This is a genomic window from Candidatus Schekmanbacteria bacterium (assembly GCA_016219965.1).
Taxonomy (GTDB): Bacteria; Schekmanbacteria; GWA2-38-11; order GWA2-38-11; family J061; genus JACRJM01.
Window position 1 is genome coordinate 480738 of record JACRJM010000015.1, and the last position, 18676, is coordinate 499413.

Here is an 18676-nt window from a genome sequence, read left to right on the forward strand (position 1 = left end):
TATACAAAAAAACAACTACTTGCGGTATCTCATCTGTTCTCGAAATACTCAAAAGCATCAATGATGTCGAGATAAACTCCATCGAAGCCTGCATTGAGTATCTTCGTTAAATAAGAGTTTTCATTACCGTATATTACTCCCTGCCAGTCCTTATTCCAATAGCGAACCTTGTAGTTGCCTGGCCAGTCAGGGTTTTCTTTTGAAAGCCATTTTGGAGGGTCTTTCTTCCATGATTTTTTCCAGTAATACCTGTAGTCTTCTGCTTCACCTATACTCATGTAACATATTACAAGACGCTTCCCGCCGCTTGATTTCATCTTTAACGATTCAACATCAGAAGAAGTCAGTTCTGCGTCATTGAAGAAAAGGTCAATTACAATAAGGTCGTAGTCAGTCTGTTTTAACTTATTGAGAAAATCACCTTTGTCTGAAAATTTCCCCGGGTTTATAATGTAGAGGAAGTTTCTTGCGTCAGCCAATGATTCCACATTCAGAGAATTGGCATTGTACGGTTTTTCAGGATATATGGGTATATTATCAAGTTCTCTGTGATCTGCTGCAAACGATATGTAGCCTTTGCCGAAATTATTTGAGTAGGATTTATCAACGAAAGACTTTTTCCGGCAGTAATCGATTGCAAGCACTTGTATGCTTTGATCTTCTGCAAGCTCTGTAAAGGAGAGCATATAATTCCGTTCGCGCTTAGGTGTAGCAGCATTGTCCCTTTTATATCCGTAGAAGAGATCTTCCCGTCCCGTGCCGTCAATGGCAGAAATATATTCCGAGACGACTTCGCCATCAGCTTCGCCGTTTAGTGTCAGCAGTTCCTGGCCATTTTGGGGAATTACAATGAATGAAGAATCTATTCCTTTAGCGTGACTACTTATCGTTTCTACGAATTTACGCATTTCCTCCCTGTAGTCGCGTTTGGCGGAATATGAAGCACCACCGCACAATTGCTTGTCAGAAAGAATCGCAATGGCTGATAAAAAAACTACAATAAATATTAAATGTTTTTTAATCAAAATATCATTCTATTATCTGGTAACTGAAACTCCTCTTGACACACCAATATTGTTATTCTCATTAGACTCTGTCACTACATTGTTTCCATCGCACTTGACTTTAATGAAATATTTTCCAGACTTGGTGTTAATCTTTGCTTTAATGCTGACAGGAGTACTTTTATTTTTGCCAAGTAATTTAACAGATTTTTTCCCTAGCAAAATATCTCCATCAACAGATTCGGTATTATTATTTGATGAAAGATAGAAAAAAACAGTAGAAGCAGCGGCGCTCTTTTTTCCGATGTTTTTAATTGTTGCCTTTATAGTGGCTTTTTTCCCGGATTTAATCTTGTTGGGAGAAGCAACGACTGTGTTTACTTTAAGATCAGGTGAATTTTCAGGAGGAGTTGCTCCCTGCTGTGAAATATTCTGTGTCTGCCCGCCTGCTGTTATGTTTCCATCACGCTGTTCTGTCCCGCTGTTTGCTGATACTGTAAATGAAATGACTCCTGATCCGCTTCCGCTGTCTCCTGAAGTAATAGTTATCCAGTCAAAATCGGACAGGGCAGTCCAATCACATCCTTCGGATGTAGTTAAAGTTGCACTCCCATTACCTCCGGAAGAGGAAAATGAAGATGTTTCAGATGAGATTGTATAGGTACATACATTTGTTACAGTGACAACAACGTTGTCAGAGCTCTGAAGCCCGTCATTATCAGTTACTGTAAGAGTGAATGTGAAGACCTCTTCAGCATTGCTTATTGCCGGAGCAGTGAATGTCGGTTGTGACGCAGAGTCGTCAGAAAGTGTAACCGATATTCCTCCTGTCTGAGACCATAAGTAAGATGATATTGTACCGTCGCTGTCGCTTGAAGCTGTTCCGTCAAGCTCAACAAGAGTCTCTTCATTAACTGTCTGGTCAGTTCCGGCATTCGCAACAGGTAATATGGCAAGGTTTGTAACTGTTATAACAACACTGTCAGAGCTCTGAAGCGCGTCATTATCAGTTACTGTAAGTGTAAAGGTAAGGACTTCCTCGGTGTTGGTTATTGCCGGAGAAGTGAATGTCGGTTGTGACGCAGAGTCGTCAGAAAGTGTAACCAATATTCCTCCTGTCTGAGACCATAAGTAAGATGATATTGTACCGTCGCTGTCGCTTGAAGCTGTTCCGTCAAGCTGAACAAGAGCCTCTTCATTGACCGTCTGGTCAGGACCGGCATTTGCAACAGGAGGAACAGGAACTGAGTCAGTGACTGTTATAACAACGCTGTCTGTATTCTGAAGGCCATCATTATCAGTTACTGTGAGGGTAAATGTCAGAACTTCTTCAGGAGTATCTATCGAAGGAGCAGTAAATGTCGGCTGTGATGCAGTATCATCTGAGAGGCTGACTGACACTCCACCAGCCTGAGACCATGAATAGGAGGCTATTGTGCCGTCAGTATCGCTCGATGCTGTTCCATCAAGAGTGACCAATAATTCTTCTTGAATTGTCTGGTCAGGGCCTGCATTTGCAACAGGAGGTGTTTTTGAAAGGTTATTGTCGAGCTTTGCAATAAAACCGTCAACACTTTCATTTTGAGTCGTGTCATAAGCGCTGGTGGATGTAGGAAAGTCTGATGATGATGTGTATCCAATAGAGTAAATATTCCTGAAAGAGTCTATAGCTAATTTTTTGGGAAAATCCCAGCTTGAACCGCCCAGATATGTAGAAGCCAATAGTGATGTCAAATCGCTGTTCATCTTTGAGATAAAAATATCAGAGCTTCCTCCGAATGTCCCGCTAAACGCTCCTGCTGTGGTAGGGAAGTTGTCGTCATTAGCGTAACCTGATATGAAAAGATTTCCGTCTGAATCGAACTTTAAAAATTGCCCGTCTGCATTGCTTCCAAGATAAGTTGAAGCCGTGAGTGTTGTAAGATCGTTGCTCAGCTTTGAGACAAAAGGTCCATAGGAGTTGCTTGTTTCATCATAAGCCCCAGTGGTTGTCGGATAGTTGGAAGAGCCGGTAACTCCGGTGACATAAACATTGTCGGATGTATCTATGGCAATAGCTGTTGAAGGCGAAACGTTCCCGTCTTCTCCGCTGGTTCCTCCGATAAGTGTTGAAGCGACTAATGAGGAAAGAGTGCTGTTGAGCTTTGATATAAATATGTCAGTGCTCCCGTGCAATGTCTGGTTGTATACTCCGGTTGTGGTCGGATAATTGGAAGAGTATGTATATCCTACCACGAAGATGTTGCCTGAAGAGTCGGTAGCATGCCCTTCCAAGTAATCTGCGGAACTACCTCCAATGAAGGTAGATGCAAGAAGTGAAGTGAGATCGTTGTTGAATTTTGCAATGTAACCGTCGGTTACGCCATGCAGTGATTTTGAATATGCCGTGGCAGTTGTTTGAAAATCAGAAGATGCTGTCTGTCCGCATATTATTATGTTGTCGGATGAATCCAATGACATTGTATAAGGCTGGTCGTTTCCGCTTCCACCAAGGAAAGTTGATGCTAGCAAAGAAGACAAATCAACGTCAAACATTGATACAAAAAGATCTCCTGCGCTTCCACCTTTGTAAGTTCTATTATAAGCTCCTACGGTCGTAGGAAAATCAGATGAAGTTGAATATCCGTATACAATCACATTTCCGTTTGAGTCTATTTTAATATCAGAAGGTGCGTCTCCGACTGAACCGCCAAGAAAAGTCGATGCTGAAAGAGTGGTAAGTCCGCTGTCAAATTTTGATATAAAGACATTAGAACCGCCATTAATTGTGGTATCGTAAGCACCTTCTGTTGTTGGAAAATCTTCAGGATTGTAATAGGACTTGCTGCTGCCTGTCACATAAACTTCGCCATTCTGCCCGAAAGCTATGCCGAATATAACATCCTCATTTGTTCCGCCCAAGAAGGTTGATGCAAGAAGCGGGTCGATTATTACCGGATAATCATGGTTATATGATGCGACTTTGAATCCATAAGTTAAATTATCATCACTGACGTTATAACTGGCTTGAATATAATTCTTTTCCCCGCGAATATCCTGATAGGCAACAGGCTTAGTGAATTTTGCCGTTCCAAGCTCTGTTTTAACCTCGAGCTCGCCGGATTCATTTACAGTCAGTCCATCAGCGCCTTCAACCATGACACGTATATCTGAGATTTTCCCGCACGGGTCAACTACAAAAAGTTTTTCAACATTTTTTCCGTAAGCTTTAAGATTAAGATGTATGCCGTCATAAACCTCACCAAGAGCCACAGTGTTGTAACTTGAAATGTTGTTCTTCCAGTTGCTGCTGTTTCCCACAAAATAGTTTACCATTGAAGATGATTTCTCTTCTCCGTGAATATCAACGCTATTTCTTCCAATGAGGCTTTCTTTTAAATTTGCATGTTCTACGCTATTTAAGGAATCTCTCTTCGTAAGAGAATAGACTATGTCAGCCTTATCTGTAATAAACACATTTCCAGCAAAGGTGTTGGCATAAAACTTCACCTTCTTATCCATCTGTCCCTGATTTTCTATGAATGGTATTGATATCTTGCCGGCACTGGATATTATATTTTGCTTAGAATCTTCATTTGTTTTTGCGGAAGCAAATGAATAGAACGGAAGCAATAAGATGATTGCAAATAAAACCTTCAAATATTTAATTTTCATTAAGTTGCTCATAAAAAATCCTTTCATTTATTATATGGCTTTTTTTGTTTACTTAACATGTCTGTCAAAAATAGCTCTGTATCAAAAGTTACCGGTTACGTAACTATGGCTGATGCGTTCTGATCAAAGGGATTTGTTCTCATGGCAAGGGAAAAAAGATAGGGATAGTTGTCCTTCATGTGCTGCATATACGCAAGCCATTCGTGTACAAGCAGTGCATATGCCCGTTTTATATCTCCGGCTATGTGTTCAAGATCTGATTCAGGAAGGTTTGAAAAATCGGTTCTATTTTCAAGCTCTTCGGTAAGATGGAATACAGCCCACAACTGGTCAGTAAATGATTCATGTTCAAGAAGAGATGAATTTTCAAGAAGACCGAGAAGAAAGTTCCTCTTTGCCACAAGAAATGTCCTCAGCTCAGGCAAATGAACCTTTCTGATATCGATAGTATAATTATAACTTTTAAGGCGCATAGTTACGTTCGTGAATGCCCCGGCATCCCAGTTGTTATTGACCATGAGCTCTTTTCTGATTTTATCAAGACTTGGATCATAATCTGAAAAGGAGGTGAGAAGCCTTGTCCCAACTTCGCTGAAGAAAGCTCCAATAACCATATTAAGCTTTTCGAGTCTTGCCTGTTTTTCCCTTGTTTCCAGAAGGCGTTGGATAATGAGGGTGATTAACAGAACCTGTATGGGAACAAATCCTATATCCAGTATAAGATAAAAGAAAATATCATGGGCATTCCCGAATATGGCATAATCTATAAGATAAGTGATTATCGATAGCAACAGCAGAGAGATGCCTGCTATTACCTGCCAGCTCAGTTTTTTCATATTAGTTATTTGCGAACAATAAGGTTAATTCAGCATTATTAATTTCACCAAACAGTATACTTTTTAATGGAATTATCAATAGATGAAATTTTCTTTATGAATTCATTCCACATCTGAAATATTTTCTGCCAATCAATTTGTTTCATTGAATTTTTTTCATTATCAATTATAAAGTAGAACAATAAAAAATATTATTCATTCTTTTAGTCTTTTATTGCTTTTAATCTTATATCGATGGAGGAAATCATGAAGCACCAGGAATACATAACAACTAAAGAAGTGAAACGGGTTTGCGATGAGCTGAAAATCAGAGACTGGACCGAGTTGACTGCCCCGAAAGTTTTAAAGGAAGAAGCAAGGCTTATATTATCAGAAGTCAATGTTGAAGGGATGAAGATAAATGCTGATGATTTTGCAGAAGGGCTCGAAGTAGAGCTTGAACATGGGATAAGGTATTCGGATGCCAATGTTACCAATAACCATCCCATTCTTACCGGAAAGATAGTCATTGCCCACCTCAAGGAATCACTTGATTACTATAAAAGGCTCGAAGTAATGGAAATAGAGGGTGACCTTTTAAAGGCTATTCAGTCAAAAGATATTTCAAAGATTGAGCGCTATTACAAAAAACTTGTAAAAGCAAAGCTTGAACTCTCAAAGTCAGAGTTGCAGGAAGTTTCCTGAGACAATCTAAAGAAAATAATTACCATTTATTCCTATTTGGTTGATAAAATACAAAATGAAATTTATAGTCAAGTTTCAATTTCCTTTTCTTTTTTTTAGGGATTCATAAAAAATATTATGGATGAGCTATCAAGAAACATTTCCTATATTTATAAATTTGAATTTGCTGACAGGTCTAAAAAAGAATTCGTAGTAAAGCTTGATGCGAAAACGCTGAATCTGATTCGTATTGAAAAGAGAGATAACCCTGAATGGACTGAACTTACTTATCAAAGATGTCCCAACTGCTCCCTTGATGAAAAAAAACATAAATACTGTCCGGTATCTGCAAGCCTTATTGACATAGTGGAGTTTTTCAGGGAATCCATGTCGTATGATGAAACTGATATTATAATTGAGTGCGCTGAAAGAGGATACCTTAAGCATACGACTCTTCAGCAGGCAATAAGCTCTCTTATAGGAATATATATGGTGACCTGCGGGTGCCCTATTATGGAAAAACTTAAACCAATGGTACGTTTTCATCTTCCCTTTGCAAGCATAGAGGAAACAAAATACCGCGCAATATCGATGTATCTTACTGCACAATATTTCGTGCAAAAGAATGGGAAGGAACCTGACTGGGAACTTAAAAATCTTGCAAAGATCTATGATGATGTACACATAGTGAATGACAGCATATGCCGGAGGCTTACAGGAATCAAGGTCCGCGACGCATCACTCAACGCTCTTGTAAGGCTCGATTTCTTTACAAGCAATATCAATATGGCAGTGACAAAGGAAAAGACAAAAGAGATTGAATCATTTTTTGAAGCGTATTTTAAGTAAAAGAGAAATGGTATACAGAGAAACCTTATATATTCTGCCGCAAAGAAAACCATTGGGGCTTTTTGTTAGAAGCCCATTGTAATAACCATTCTATCTGTGTATCTGAGATTTTATGATGTCGTCGTGTCAGGTTTATTGATTTTCGAATAGGGCTTCCATCAACGGAATAACGATATATTACTTCCATTAACCCCGCTCTTCCTTTTCCGGAGCGGCAGTGCACATGAACGGGTTGGTTTTCAGGGTTTGTCACAAAATTTAAAAATGCGATTATTTGGTCATCTGTAGGGACAGAATAGTCTTTAATTTTTATATTTAAATAATTGTTAAACCCAAGAAAATTTATACCATGTTCGCTGTCATCTTCCTCTTCCCGGAGATTAATGATTGATTTTACCCCATTAACCCTGAGAAACATGAATCCAAGAAAGCTGGGCTGGGCGGAACGGCTAAGGATCTTATCCTTGATTATGAAATAATTGCCCGGTTTCGAAAAAGATAATTTCTCATTGCCTAATAAACTTAACAGGACAAAAATAATGAACATGACTGGCACGGTTACGGAGATGTAAAAAGCTATTCTTTTACTGAAAAAAACTTTTCTCATAGTCAAGTTAACACCTTATTATAAATGAGTTTTCGATGGCGACTTCCATATTTTTTCATCATAGCTTATTTGAAACTTTAATAATAGATATAAAATATCCTTTGAAAAATGAAGAAATTGCAGTATGCAATTTAATTACATGTTATCTCTCTGAATCAGAAAATAACTATTACCTTGCGGGAAAGCCAGTCATGGGTAAAGCGTATGGGACTTCAAAGGGTTCTTTATTCGGATGGACCGGAAAGATTCTCAGTGTTGACCTTAGCAGCAGAAAAACTTGTACGCTTTCAACTGAAGAATACAATGGGAGATTTCTTGGTGGAATAGGAATAGGTGAAAAGATATACTGGGATGAAAGCGCTTCCGGATTCAGCGCATTCGACCCCGCCAATCCTCTTATCTTGATGACAGGTCCATTAACTGCCACACAAGCCCCATCTGCCCCGCGTCTTTCTGTTTGCGGTAAATCACCATGCATATATCCTGAAGGGTTTTCACATGCCAGCCTTGGAGGTATTTTCCCGGCTGAGTTAAAAAAAGCAGGATTTGATGGAATAGTAATCAAAGGAAAAGCTGACAGCCCTGTATATCTCAACATTGAAAACGAAAAAGTTGAAATCAGAGATGCCGGTCATCTATGGGGACTTACCAACAGCATTACCCGTGAGCTGATAAGAAAAGAGACTGGCGAAAAAACAAGTATTCTTTCCATCGGGCCAGGCGGCGAAAACCTCAGCCGTATCAGCATAATTTTCACTGATCTGGCAGGAGCAGCTTCAATGGGTTTCGGCTCTGTAATGGGCTCAAAGAACCTGAAAGCAATATCTGTAAACGGCACAAACAGTGTTCCTGTAGCGGATGAAGAGAGAGTTGCGATGATTCGGAAAAGATTAAGAATAATGAGAGGGGAAGGTTACTATGATATAAGAGAGGTGCCAATAACCATGCCCGGCACTGAAGTTGTAAAGAAAGTCCACTGTCATGGCTGCCCACAGGGATGTTCAAGGTCTTTGCAAAAAAGGGCTTCAGGGGTAGAAGGGATACGCAAATGTCAGACAGGAATGTTTTATTCCCTCTGGGACAAGAGACTCCACGATTCTCCTACAGATGCAAGCTTCATGGCTGCAACCATCGGCAATGATTATTCTTTATGCGTAATGGAAACAGTCTTTCTCCTCCTCTGGCTTGATAAATGCCTTGAAAGGGGAATCCTGACTGAAAAAGATATTGAGCTTCCGGTTTCTCAGATGGGAAGCATAGAGTTCTATGAAGCTTTGGTAAAGAAGATTTCCTACAGAGAAGGTTTTGGCAATGTGCTTGCAGAGGGTGTTCTCAGGGCTTCAGAGATAGTTGGAAAAGAATCGCGTGAAATTACCCGCGGATTTTTAACGCAGACAGGGCGTGCCGTAGCATACAGCCCCAAACTTTTTATTCAATCTGCGCTTATTTATGCTACAGAACCAAGGCCTTTCATAACTGAACTTCATGAGATAATGGAACCATTGGTTAAGTGGGCTCACTGGCATACTCAAAAAGAAGAAAAATCCTATGTTTCAACTGAGGTATTGAGAAAGATAGGAAAAAGATTCTGGGGAAGTGAGAAGTCTGTTGATTTCTCAACATATGAGGGGAAGGCTTTGGCATCAATGATGATACAAAACCGTCAGTATGCAAAGGAATCCCTTATACTATGCGATTTTGCATGGCCGGTCTATGATGATGCGAGCACAGATGACCATGTTGGAGATCCGTCGCTTGAGAGCCAGCTTCTCACAGCAGTAACCGGTAAAGAAATAAATGAAGAGGAGCTTAACCGAACAGGTGAACGGATTTTTAATCTTGGCCGCGCTATTCACCTGAAAGAAGGTAGAAAGGGGAGGGAAGACGATTTCCTTCCGGAGTTTTTCTTTGTTGAGCGGGAAGAACGTGTTGCTGATGGATTTGGTCTGCGCAATCCCGGACTTTTCCTCCCTGCATCAGGGAACGAGGTGATTTCGCGGAAAGGTAAAGCAGTGAATAAAGATGAGTTTGAAAAAATAAAAAATGAATACTATGAGCTTCGAGGCTGGGATTTGGAGACCGGACTCCTTAAAAAAGACTCATTAAAGAGACTAAATCTAATTGAGATTATTGAACCACTGAAAGATAAGGCTCTATAAAAAATAATTTGTTGAGTTTCTTGCAAAAGTTTTTACCACTGAGTTCACAGAGTAAGTGATAATGAAGATGCAGAATATTTTTCTGTGTTTTTTTTTCAGAACTCTAAGGTCTCTGTGGTTTAAATATTTTTAATGGAGGGAAATTATGGCAGTTACCAGCGGAGTAGGTTCAATGGAGGAATCTGAAGTTAAAGAGATGTTCAATACCAACAAGGTCGGCATCCTCTGTCTTGAAGATGGCGAAAAACCCTACGGTGTTGCACTGGAGCATTATTATAACGGCAGAAGCCTTTTGTTTGCGTCAAGCCTGAAACTCGGGCAGAGAAAGATAGATTGTATAAAGGATAACGGCAGAGCCTGTTATGTCATATACGATTCAAGGCGCGAACAGCCTGAATTGATTCAAAAGGATATACGCTGCCGTTCATTGATAATAGAAGGGCTCGTGAGCCTTGCTGCAGTGAGGGAAGTGGATGACAAGGAAAACGGGAAGGTTAAGCTGCAAATAATAAAATTAGAAATTGAAAAAATTGACAATTGGAAATGCCCGCGAAAGAAATGTCATTGGCATGATCAATGGTTCGTCAGGCACCCGGAATTGGTAGAGGGTTTGTAATTACATTTGACAATCTGTTGCAAAAAGAACATACAGTATATTTATATTAAACTATATGTATCATAAATCAATCGGTTGTAAGAAAACGGGAATATCAGCAGTAGTGTTGAGCTCTTCCTCATTTTGCCAGCGGTGATTAGTGATAAAGGCAAGTCTGAAACTTGTCTTGAATAGTTGAGGAAAGGAGGAAAGCTCATGATTCAAGGAACAGTTAAGTGGTTCAATGAAAGCAAAGGCTACGGGTTCATCTCTCATGAAGGTGGCACTGATGTTTTTGTGCACTTTAAAGCCATCGTGAAAGACGGTTTTAAGTCTTTATCTGAGGGAGATAGAGTAGAGTTTGAGATTCAGGAAGGACAAAAAGGACCGAATGCAGTTAATGTAAAGGTTCTGTAGAAGATTCAAATTCTGGAGTATCTAAAAGGCGGTTGTATTCAAATACAGCCGCTTTTTTTTGTAATACCATTTCAGGTTTTTTAGTCGTTCTCTCTTTTTACTTTAAATGAACCTTCGATTGTGTGCTGCTCATTAGGATTTTCACTTGATACAAGGACTCCTTCGAACTTCCCTTTAATATAGGCGCCTACACGGCCATAATGTGTTATTTTTATTTCCCCGCGCGGATAGGTTGTGTAATATAATATTTTATCAGTATCCTTAGATAAAATGGTTATACGATTGTCGGGATAACTTACACTTATTGGGTAGTTTCTTTCAGATTCCCCTTCAAAGGTGATCAATATTTTCTTTTTGCCCGAAGCAAAAAGCTCTGTATAACCTTTGGATGAAATAAATCTGCCTCCTGTATTTTTTGTAAAAGTATAGGGCTTGCCATCAAGTTTAAAAGAAATATATGTTCTTGGAACAGAAGGGAAAGGCACCTTAACCTCAACAGGTCCGTGCTCTGAAACAACTTTGTCGGTGTCTATATCCTTAAGCTTATACCAGTAGGTTTTGCCTGGTTCAACTGTATTGTCTTTGAATTTGTAAGATGCACCTTCAGACGAACTTCCCTTTGAAGCAATGCGCTTCTTATTTATTTTTTTATATGGCCCGCACTCAAAGTTGTTTTCACTGCGGAAGATATTGAAGCCGAGATTTTTATCTTCTGATGCAGTATCCCATTCTAAAAGAATTTCTTTACCTTGTAGGTCCGAGGCAGCAGTAAATGATTTAAGGATAACCAAGGTAGGAGGCGGCGGAGTTATCTGTACCATTACTTCATACCATTTAGATCCTCCCTCAGCATTATCATCAAAATCAATAATCAGCTTATAATCGTTAGTAATGTTCGGTAATCGGTGAATACTTGCAGAAGATCGGCTTGAAATTGGTTTTAAAGTGTATGACATATTATAATTTGGCAATGATGGAGTAAAACCTGAAAACACTGAAGAGTATGCTTCGTAACGAATTTCTGCAGGCGGCTCTTCCGGCCAGTCAGGGGTCCACTTTACAGAGTCCATTTGTTTTTCACCATTTAGCGAAGTGGAAATAATAGTAGGCTTATTGTTGCCCAAATGCCTGCCTACGCGGCGAACTTCAGGTGATGCCACTGCAATGTCCCATCCTGTATTATCAGTTGGTCACGCCCGTCAATATATGCTTTAATATTGATTATATAATCAGGAGGTGGTGATTCCATCTGTATCATTACATGATACAATGCAGAACCTGATTCAGCAATATCATCAAAATCAATAATCAATGTGTAGTCATTAGAAATGCTTGGCTCCTGAGAAATAACTGTAGTGCCGCGGCTTGAAATATCTGTCAGAGTTACATAGGAATTGCTGTCCGGCAACAATGGAGTTAATTCAGAAAACACTGAAGAATATGCTTCATAGCGAATTTCTGCTGGCGGTTCTTCAGGCCATGTCGGAGTCCATTTCACAGAATCCATTTGGGTTTCACAATTGAGCGAAGTAGAAATGATGGTAGGTTTGTTAGCGCCCAAATGCCTGCCTACTGCCGCTGCCTGAAGATGATGCCATTGCAAAGTGCCATCATGTATTATTAATTGATCTTCTCCGTCAATATAAGCTTTTATATCTATGGTATATGTGTCAGCAAACGCACGTCCGGCGTTTGACATCAGCAGCAAAATCGCCAGCAATATTAAAAAATAAATTTGTTTAATTAATCTGTTGCCCATAGTTCGCTTGGCGGAACTGATATGAGCAGAGCATCTTCCCCTGCACCCCAGTTAGTTGCAGTGGTTCCGAGCGCGCCTCTTGTCAGGCCGGCAAAACCTGGTTTGTATATTACCGTTCCCGGAGAATGAGCAGACCATTTTGTGCTGTTGCATCCTCTTATTAGTGTTCTTAGCTGTGTGCCTGTTGAATCATCTTTGACTGTGCCGGACGCATCTGTCCTCTGAGTGTATTTTATCTCTTCATTATCAACCAGAATCAGAGTCTCAGCATCATTTTTCCTGCTTGAAATCTGCGTCGGGTTTCCTCCTATCGCGATGCTATATACAGTCCCGTTCCCATCCAGTCGATCTGTCTCTGTCAAACCAAGCCTGGTTGATCTGAATGCAGGTGACCCTTTATAGTGATTTAAAACACCGGTAAAATCAGGAGAATATATACCACGTGTAAGATTTATAAGAGTGCTTCCTGAGACACTGTTGTAGTTAATTATTTCTCCTTCTATGCATACCGCGCCTCTAGATGGATCAAGTCCCAGGTTGCCTGGTATATCATTTAGCACTACTTCTGTATCTGTGGCCCATAATGGTTTGCCCAGGTAACCATTGTTTGATGGAAGAGTCATATTCAAAGTTGCTGAAGTAGCAATCCTGTTCGATGTGTACTGGATTTTTTCATAATAAATATAAGAAGGTAGTACAGGTTCAGAAGTAGGACGCCTTGCTTCAAGCAAAAGAGTTCCTGATTCAGGATATGATATTGTAGGACTTGGATAAAGGTATGACCCCTCATAGAAATTAGCAGTTGATGCGGTTATTGATCCAAGTGACCTGCTGGTTGGATGTGAAGACACGCTGTCATCAAATATCTGTCTGCTTCCACCGGCATATAGCTTTCCGGCAGATGATTTGAATGTTCTAAAAATAAGCTGATCGTCCCCAAAGCTGTCAGTCGTGACCGTAATCCAGTTTATCCCATCCGCTGTTTTATAGATTCGGCATCCTGTAGCGACTCTTAGGAAAGGCTGGACTGCTACATATATCCAACCTTCATGGCTTCCCGGATAAAACGTAAAATCATCTCTTCCAAAAATATCAAGTGGATCGGTCGGATCAATACCGGTATCAAAACCAGCAAAGGCAGAATTAGGTGAGATGACCGTACCACCCTTGTTTGCTCCTCCGGATGTTGATGGAGTCGGATAACCAATATCAGTATTAGCTGTAAAACTGTCTACACGGCGAATTATATCATTATCAGCGGCTGTATTATTGTATTGTAAATTAGTAAGAGTAAATATCTCGCCGCCGGCATTAATATACGGAGCTACACCCATTGGAAGATTAGAGGTAAATACCCATAGCTGATTTGTTGTCCCTGGAGAGCCTTCAGATGATGGTGAAAAATTCACAAAATGGGACGCTGTCATATTTCCTGTTTCCCCCCAGCCGCGTTCATTAGCGCCGGAACCCAGCCGTATAACGTCCCCTGCAACAGGCGTGAACACAGAGTTACTTACTCCGATTATAACGTCTGTCGCATTATTATCCATAACAATTACGCCCGTATATTCAATGCCTCCATGCTTTACATATGCAAGGTGGTGTGCATAAACATGCGGTATAAGACCTCCGCCGGAAATTACACATCTGTATTCACTGCTTCCTGATGCGCCTGCCGTAACAGAGCTGATAGTTTTTGTTATGTCATCTGATGTAAAATCTATTGCCTTGGTCCAGTCGCTTTTGAGGCGTCCGCCACCGCCTCCATTTTTGGTATCAGCAATATAAAGAACTACTCCGGGCTTGCTAGAGATAGACCCTTTCCCAACATATCCATGTATTGAACCGCCAATAGTACCGGAACCCCCCTGAAGCAATGCAGTTCCGGTAGGATTACCATATTGATCAACATCACCGAAACCGTCAGTCATAACAAAAACCCAGCTACCAGAATTACCTGTAGAAGACCATGCAAGGTCTGCATCAAGCTTGCTTCCTTTATAAGAACGGCCGTACCCGGTTTGACATGTACCGGCAAAAATGCTGCCGTCAAATGAAAAGATTGAGTATATGCCATCTGCATCGGTGTCCTGCCAAACCATAGTCCATTTAGGATTTGCTGATGGATCAAATCTCCATACTTCACCGCCGTTGTTTATAGGAGTTTCCTGACCTCCAAGAAAATTACTTTTACCGGTACCATTATAAAGTTTTCCATTGTAAACGGTTTGAACTCCCCCCCAGTCGTAGTATATTTTATTGTAAGATGCCTCGCTTCCTCCCCAACCATCACTATTTACCTGTGTAAATGATCCTGACGTAGGATCATATTCCCATACCTCGGCACCGCTTCTGGGATTGCCAGCCTCATTTCTGTTTGAATGATCCTGTTTTCCTACTATTGTGTAAATCTTGCCGTTAAGAGCTTCCAGGCTTGGTATAAAACTGTTATCTATTGTATCAGTTGCGTCTTCAGCTGTCGCATTGTCCCATCCGAATGATACTCCCGGACCGGCAATCTGATGCCAGTTATCTGCATAGATTTTTCCACTGAAATTAAAGCTCACTGCCATTGGGTCTGCAAACTTCCACTCAACTGATGACCCCGACATAGAAGGTAATATTTTCTCTCCTCCAGGTGCATGGTCAAAGTAAGGCTTTCCGTCAGGGTCGTAACCGTTTTCATTGTAAACAGAGGCACCGCCTGTAACAGAAGTTATGACAACATGCGTGGCATAGAAGGTTTCTAATGACTTATTTGTAATACGGACTTTTCCGCTAACAATTTTTTTTATGGGATCCCAGTCTAGTAATTCGCTAACCAAAGCAGCATCAGACTCTACATTTTTTCTTGCTGCACGACGTTTTGTTTTCCCATCATTATATACAAATGTGACTGTGCCTGACTCTATATCAACGGTTGCATTAAATGAGGCATGATATTTTTGTTTTGTGGTTTTCTCCGGGCTCTTAGTTGAGGAAGATTTTTCAGAACTGCTGTTTCCGCCGCCACCTGTTCCACAAGCTGCTATAGTTACGAAAAATAAAATGACTGATGATAGTTTTAAAAATCCCCCCCCTTTTTTCATTCCCCTTCCTCCTGTCAATCCAATAATAGATAGAAAACAATTCATTATAGTTTTTTTAAAAAAACAATATGGCAATGTTTGCTACAAAGGCGATTCAAAAGCTAAAAGAATAATATTCCTAAGTTGATCATGAGAATTTGGAATGGGTTCTTGGAATAGTTGTTCAGCTTCAGGACGTTTTTTACTTTAATTAGTTTATATTCTTTTTTCAACATATAATCTTATCAAGTTGTTATAAAAAAATGCTCCAATAGTATTTTTATCTATTTTAAGATTGCAATTTAAATGCCATGGTTTGAACAAGATGTAAAGTATTTTTATAACTATTTGTTTTTTATCAATATTATTTAATTTAATCTCTATCATGTAATATTGTGCGCAAAATAGATTATTAATAAAACTGTTCAGATTACCTTACACTTTTTAGGTGTTCTTATAACTATCTGATATCTTTAAAAAAAATATGTTCAGAAATCCGACATTTGTTTGTTTGACTACAATCATCCTGCACAATTTGGCTTTAACAATGGATAGGATATCAATAAGCGATAATTTAAAAAACTTACTACCACTTTTTCTTTAAAAAATGTTAGAAGCAAAATAAAATTATGGGCAGGAATAACAGGAATAATATGTCCGGGAAATTTATTAATTGGGGGAATGTTTAATGGCTAATAATGAATTGAAACAAAAAATTGCAGAGCAAACAGCAGGAAAAAAGATAGCGCTTATCGGATCATCTGGAAATGTAGGACACAAGGGACTTGCACTGCTTATTGAGAGCGGAAAGGCGGCATCTATCACTGCTTTTGATAAAAAGATACCGCGGATTCAAAACCTCCCTGAGCAGGTAAAAGTTCTAAGTGATGAGAGCGGCGATATTACAAATTCTGATGCAGTTTACAATGCAGTTGCAGGGAATGACACGGTTGTCTGTGCTGTCGGTGTACCGCGCGTTACACCCAAGGGAGAGAAGCCTCTTACTCCTTATGATATTGAAGAAAACGGGATGAAAAACATAGTACAGGCCGCTCTCAAAACCGGAGTTAAACATATTATTTATATCAGCGTTCTTGCTGTAAGACTTGGGGACAAACTGCCGCCATTTCATCATGGTGCTGTTGCAAAATACAGGGCAGAGCAAGCTCTTATCAAGTCCGGCATTTCCTATACAATATTGAGACCCACAGGATATTTTCAGGATTATAGGGAGATGTTTCAATATGCCATATCTGCGAAGTATGATGTCGTTGACAAGGGAACAACGCTGGCTCAGCCGATTGATGAACAGAATATAGCTGAGATGGTCATAGCATCGATCGGGAATGAACAGGCCCGCAACAAGATAATTGCAGCAGGCGGTTCTGAGATTTTTGACAGGATTGAGCTTGCAAAAGTTTTTTCGAAGATAATCAAAAAGGAAATTACTCCCATTTCCCTCACACCTGAAGAATATAAGAAAACATATTTTAACAGCGATCTCATGCTTTTCAGGGCTGTAACTGACAGTGTTCTCTCTAAGACAGAGATGGAAACTCTGAAAGGTGTATATCCATATTTAAAACTGACAAGGCTTGAGGATTATCTTAACAATCCTGATGATCCGGTCCTGAAAGAGTATTTTCAGAAAAAGTAAAACTGACCATATGGAGAAAAAAATATGATTAACTATGATCTTATTGTAATCGGAGCAGGACCCGGCGGTTTAATGGCTGCACGGACTGCTGCGAGAGAGGGGTTGAAAGTCCTGCTTCTCGAACAGCGCAAAGAAATAAGCGACGTTAAGCGTTACTGCAGTCAGTTGATACGCATAGGACCCGGCGGCTTCAGCTCTGCCAAGGCCCCTGCTGATATTGAGATAAAGAAGGTCAATCTTACATTAGAAGTAGATTACAGCAGGCATTTGATCCGTTTAATGAATGTTGATGATGAAGTAAGGATTAACTACAACGGAACCGTAGGCTTTTACCATAATGAGACATGGGTATCGCCGGGTGGATTCTCATTTAACAGCGAAGAATCAAGCGAACTCATTTACGGATTCCAGATAGACAAGAGGGTTTTGATTGGAGGACTCCTTGATGAGTGTATTAAAGACGGCTGCACAGTGAGGAGTGAAACTAGGTGCGTTGACGTAGAGGACACAAGTCAGGGTGTAAGCGTCAGGGTACGTGCCGGCAAAAATGAAGAAACAATAAGGGGAGGGCGCCTGATAATTGCAGATGGTGCTTTTTCACCATTGGTTGAAAAACTTGGATTTAACAAAGAGCGTCCGGAAGGTCCGCCTAATCTCAAATTTCTCGCCTATATCCTTGACAGGATGGACAGCAACTTCCCGGAGTCCCGGCATTTAAAACTCTTGCTCCCATCTCTGCATAAGGGACAGATAAGCATCGGGCGCTGGGCTCACAATACTGTTCAGATTAGTTCATCAACTCCTCTTGTAAGCAAAGTTAAACTCTCAGATGTATTTGACCGGTTAATGAAGAATTCTCCATTTGCATCCTGGTTTTCCAAGTCAAAGATAATTGAGAAGCTTGGTTGTAATATGCCGCTGCGGCCTGCGATATGGGAGCCTGCAAAAGGGAATATCATCTGCTGCGGTGACAATTCTGCCTATGCTGAAACTGCTATCAAAGGAGCATTGGGATGCGGTCACATGGCAGCCAAAGCAAGCAAGACCGGACTTCAGGGAGGAGATGGCGCCAGTGAATACAATGATTACTGGCAGCATGCCTTTAGTTTTCATAGCGCACAGTACCGCAGTTTTGGAAAGCAGATTCTTCCGCCGGCAAGGGTTTTAAACGACAGCGAGACAGATATCCTCTACAAGTGGCTTCAGGATAATAACCTCTGCGGGATGCCGGGCGATGTGCTCACTGATAATATGGCGCGGTTTAAAAGTGATCTTCCCCAAATTGCTGAAAAGGTGATATCCAAGGGTGGACGACCCGGTACCTGATTTTCAAACAAACCAAATGTCTGTTTATGCATTGAAGCTTGCCCGGCAGGTATTTATAGCAAATACGATGGCACGTTCGGGG

The 18676-nt window shown here is 40.4% G+C and carries 14 protein-coding genes; 7 read left to right on the plus strand and 7 right to left on the minus strand.

The genetic code is table 11. The annotated features are described in order from the left end of the window. Window positions 1-29 precede the first annotated feature (29 nt). From HZA77_15445 to HZA77_15455, 3 genes are all read right to left on the minus strand, one after another. On the minus strand, window positions 30-1022 hold the full coding sequence (locus HZA77_15445) for an endo alpha-1,4 polygalactosaminidase (GenBank protein ID MBI5376828.1): 993 nt from the start codon (window positions 1020-1022) through the stop codon (window positions 30-32). Between the two features lie 15 nt (window positions 1023-1037). Continuing rightward, window positions 1038-4658 carry an SBBP repeat-containing protein gene (locus HZA77_15450; GenBank protein ID MBI5376829.1) on the minus strand — a complete coding sequence of 1207 codons (3621 nt, stop codon included), beginning with the start codon at window positions 4656-4658 and terminating at the stop codon, window positions 1038-1040. A 95-nt stretch (window positions 4659-4753) separates the two neighbouring features. Beyond that, on the minus strand, window positions 4754-5494 hold the full coding sequence (locus HZA77_15455) for a hypothetical protein (GenBank protein ID MBI5376830.1): 741 nt from the start codon (window positions 5492-5494) through the stop codon (window positions 4754-4756). 246 nt (window positions 5495-5740) lie between these two features. On the opposite strand from HZA77_15455, the gene HZA77_15460 reads away from it, so the two are divergent. Both HZA77_15460 and HZA77_15465 read left to right on the plus strand, forming a co-directional pair. Next, entirely contained in the window at window positions 5741-6178 is a 438-nt protein-coding gene (locus HZA77_15460; protein ID MBI5376831.1) for a hypothetical protein, read from the plus strand. Between the two features lie 117 nt (window positions 6179-6295). Further along, window positions 6296-7006 (plus strand): hypothetical protein, encoded by a 711-nt coding sequence (locus HZA77_15465; protein MBI5376832.1) that lies wholly within the window; start codon window positions 6296-6298, stop codon window positions 7004-7006. Window positions 7007-7031: 25 nt separating this feature from the next. Here HZA77_15465 and HZA77_15470 read toward each other — a convergent pair whose 3' ends face one another. Next, window positions 7032-7613, minus strand: a complete 582-nt coding sequence (locus HZA77_15470) for a dual specificity protein phosphatase family protein (protein MBI5376833.1) — start codon at window positions 7611-7613, stop codon at window positions 7032-7034. Window positions 7614-7648: 35 nt separating this feature from the next. On the opposite strand from HZA77_15470, the gene HZA77_15475 reads away from it, so the two are divergent. From HZA77_15475 to HZA77_15485, 3 genes are all read left to right on the plus strand, one after another. Beyond that, complete coding sequence (locus HZA77_15475) at window positions 7649-9772, plus strand: hypothetical protein (protein ID MBI5376834.1); 2124 nt, start codon at window positions 7649-7651, stop codon at window positions 9770-9772. A gap of 145 nt (window positions 9773-9917) precedes the next feature. Next, complete coding sequence (locus HZA77_15480; GenBank protein MBI5376835.1) at window positions 9918-10388, plus strand: hypothetical protein; 471 nt, start codon at window positions 9918-9920, stop codon at window positions 10386-10388. Window positions 10389-10583: 195 nt separating this feature from the next. Further along, window positions 10584-10784: a cold-shock protein gene (locus HZA77_15485; protein MBI5376836.1), complete on the plus strand. Its 201-nt coding sequence runs from the start codon at window positions 10584-10586 to the stop codon at window positions 10782-10784. Between the two features lie 80 nt (window positions 10785-10864). On the opposite strand, the gene HZA77_15490 is transcribed toward HZA77_15485, so the two are convergent. The 3 genes from HZA77_15490 to HZA77_15500 are packed head-to-tail and all read right to left on the minus strand — an operon-like array spanning window position 10865 to window position 15632. Continuing rightward, window positions 10865-11944 carry a hypothetical protein gene (locus tag HZA77_15490; protein ID MBI5376837.1) on the minus strand — a complete coding sequence of 360 codons (1080 nt, stop codon included), beginning with the start codon at window positions 11942-11944 and terminating at the stop codon, window positions 10865-10867. Continuing rightward, complete coding sequence (locus tag HZA77_15495; protein ID MBI5376838.1) at window positions 11917-12483, minus strand: hypothetical protein; 567 nt, start codon at window positions 12481-12483, stop codon at window positions 11917-11919. Before HZA77_15495 ends, HZA77_15490 begins: the two co-directional genes overlap by 28 nt. A 44-nt stretch (window positions 12484-12527) precedes the next feature. Further along, a complete protein-coding gene (locus tag HZA77_15500; GenBank protein ID MBI5376839.1) occupies window positions 12528-15632 on the minus strand; it encodes a hypothetical protein in 3105 nt (1034 codons plus the stop codon). Window positions 15633-16299: 667 nt separating this feature from the next. On the opposite strand from HZA77_15500, the gene HZA77_15505 reads away from it, so the two are divergent. Beyond that, window positions 16300-17268 (plus strand): NAD(P)H-binding protein, encoded by a 969-nt coding sequence (locus HZA77_15505; protein ID MBI5376840.1) that lies wholly within the window; start codon window positions 16300-16302, stop codon window positions 17266-17268. Between the two features lie 24 nt (window positions 17269-17292). Continuing rightward, window positions 17293-18594 (plus strand): NAD(P)/FAD-dependent oxidoreductase, encoded by a 1302-nt coding sequence (locus tag HZA77_15510; protein MBI5376841.1) that lies wholly within the window; start codon window positions 17293-17295, stop codon window positions 18592-18594. Window positions 18595-18676 lie beyond the last annotated feature (82 nt).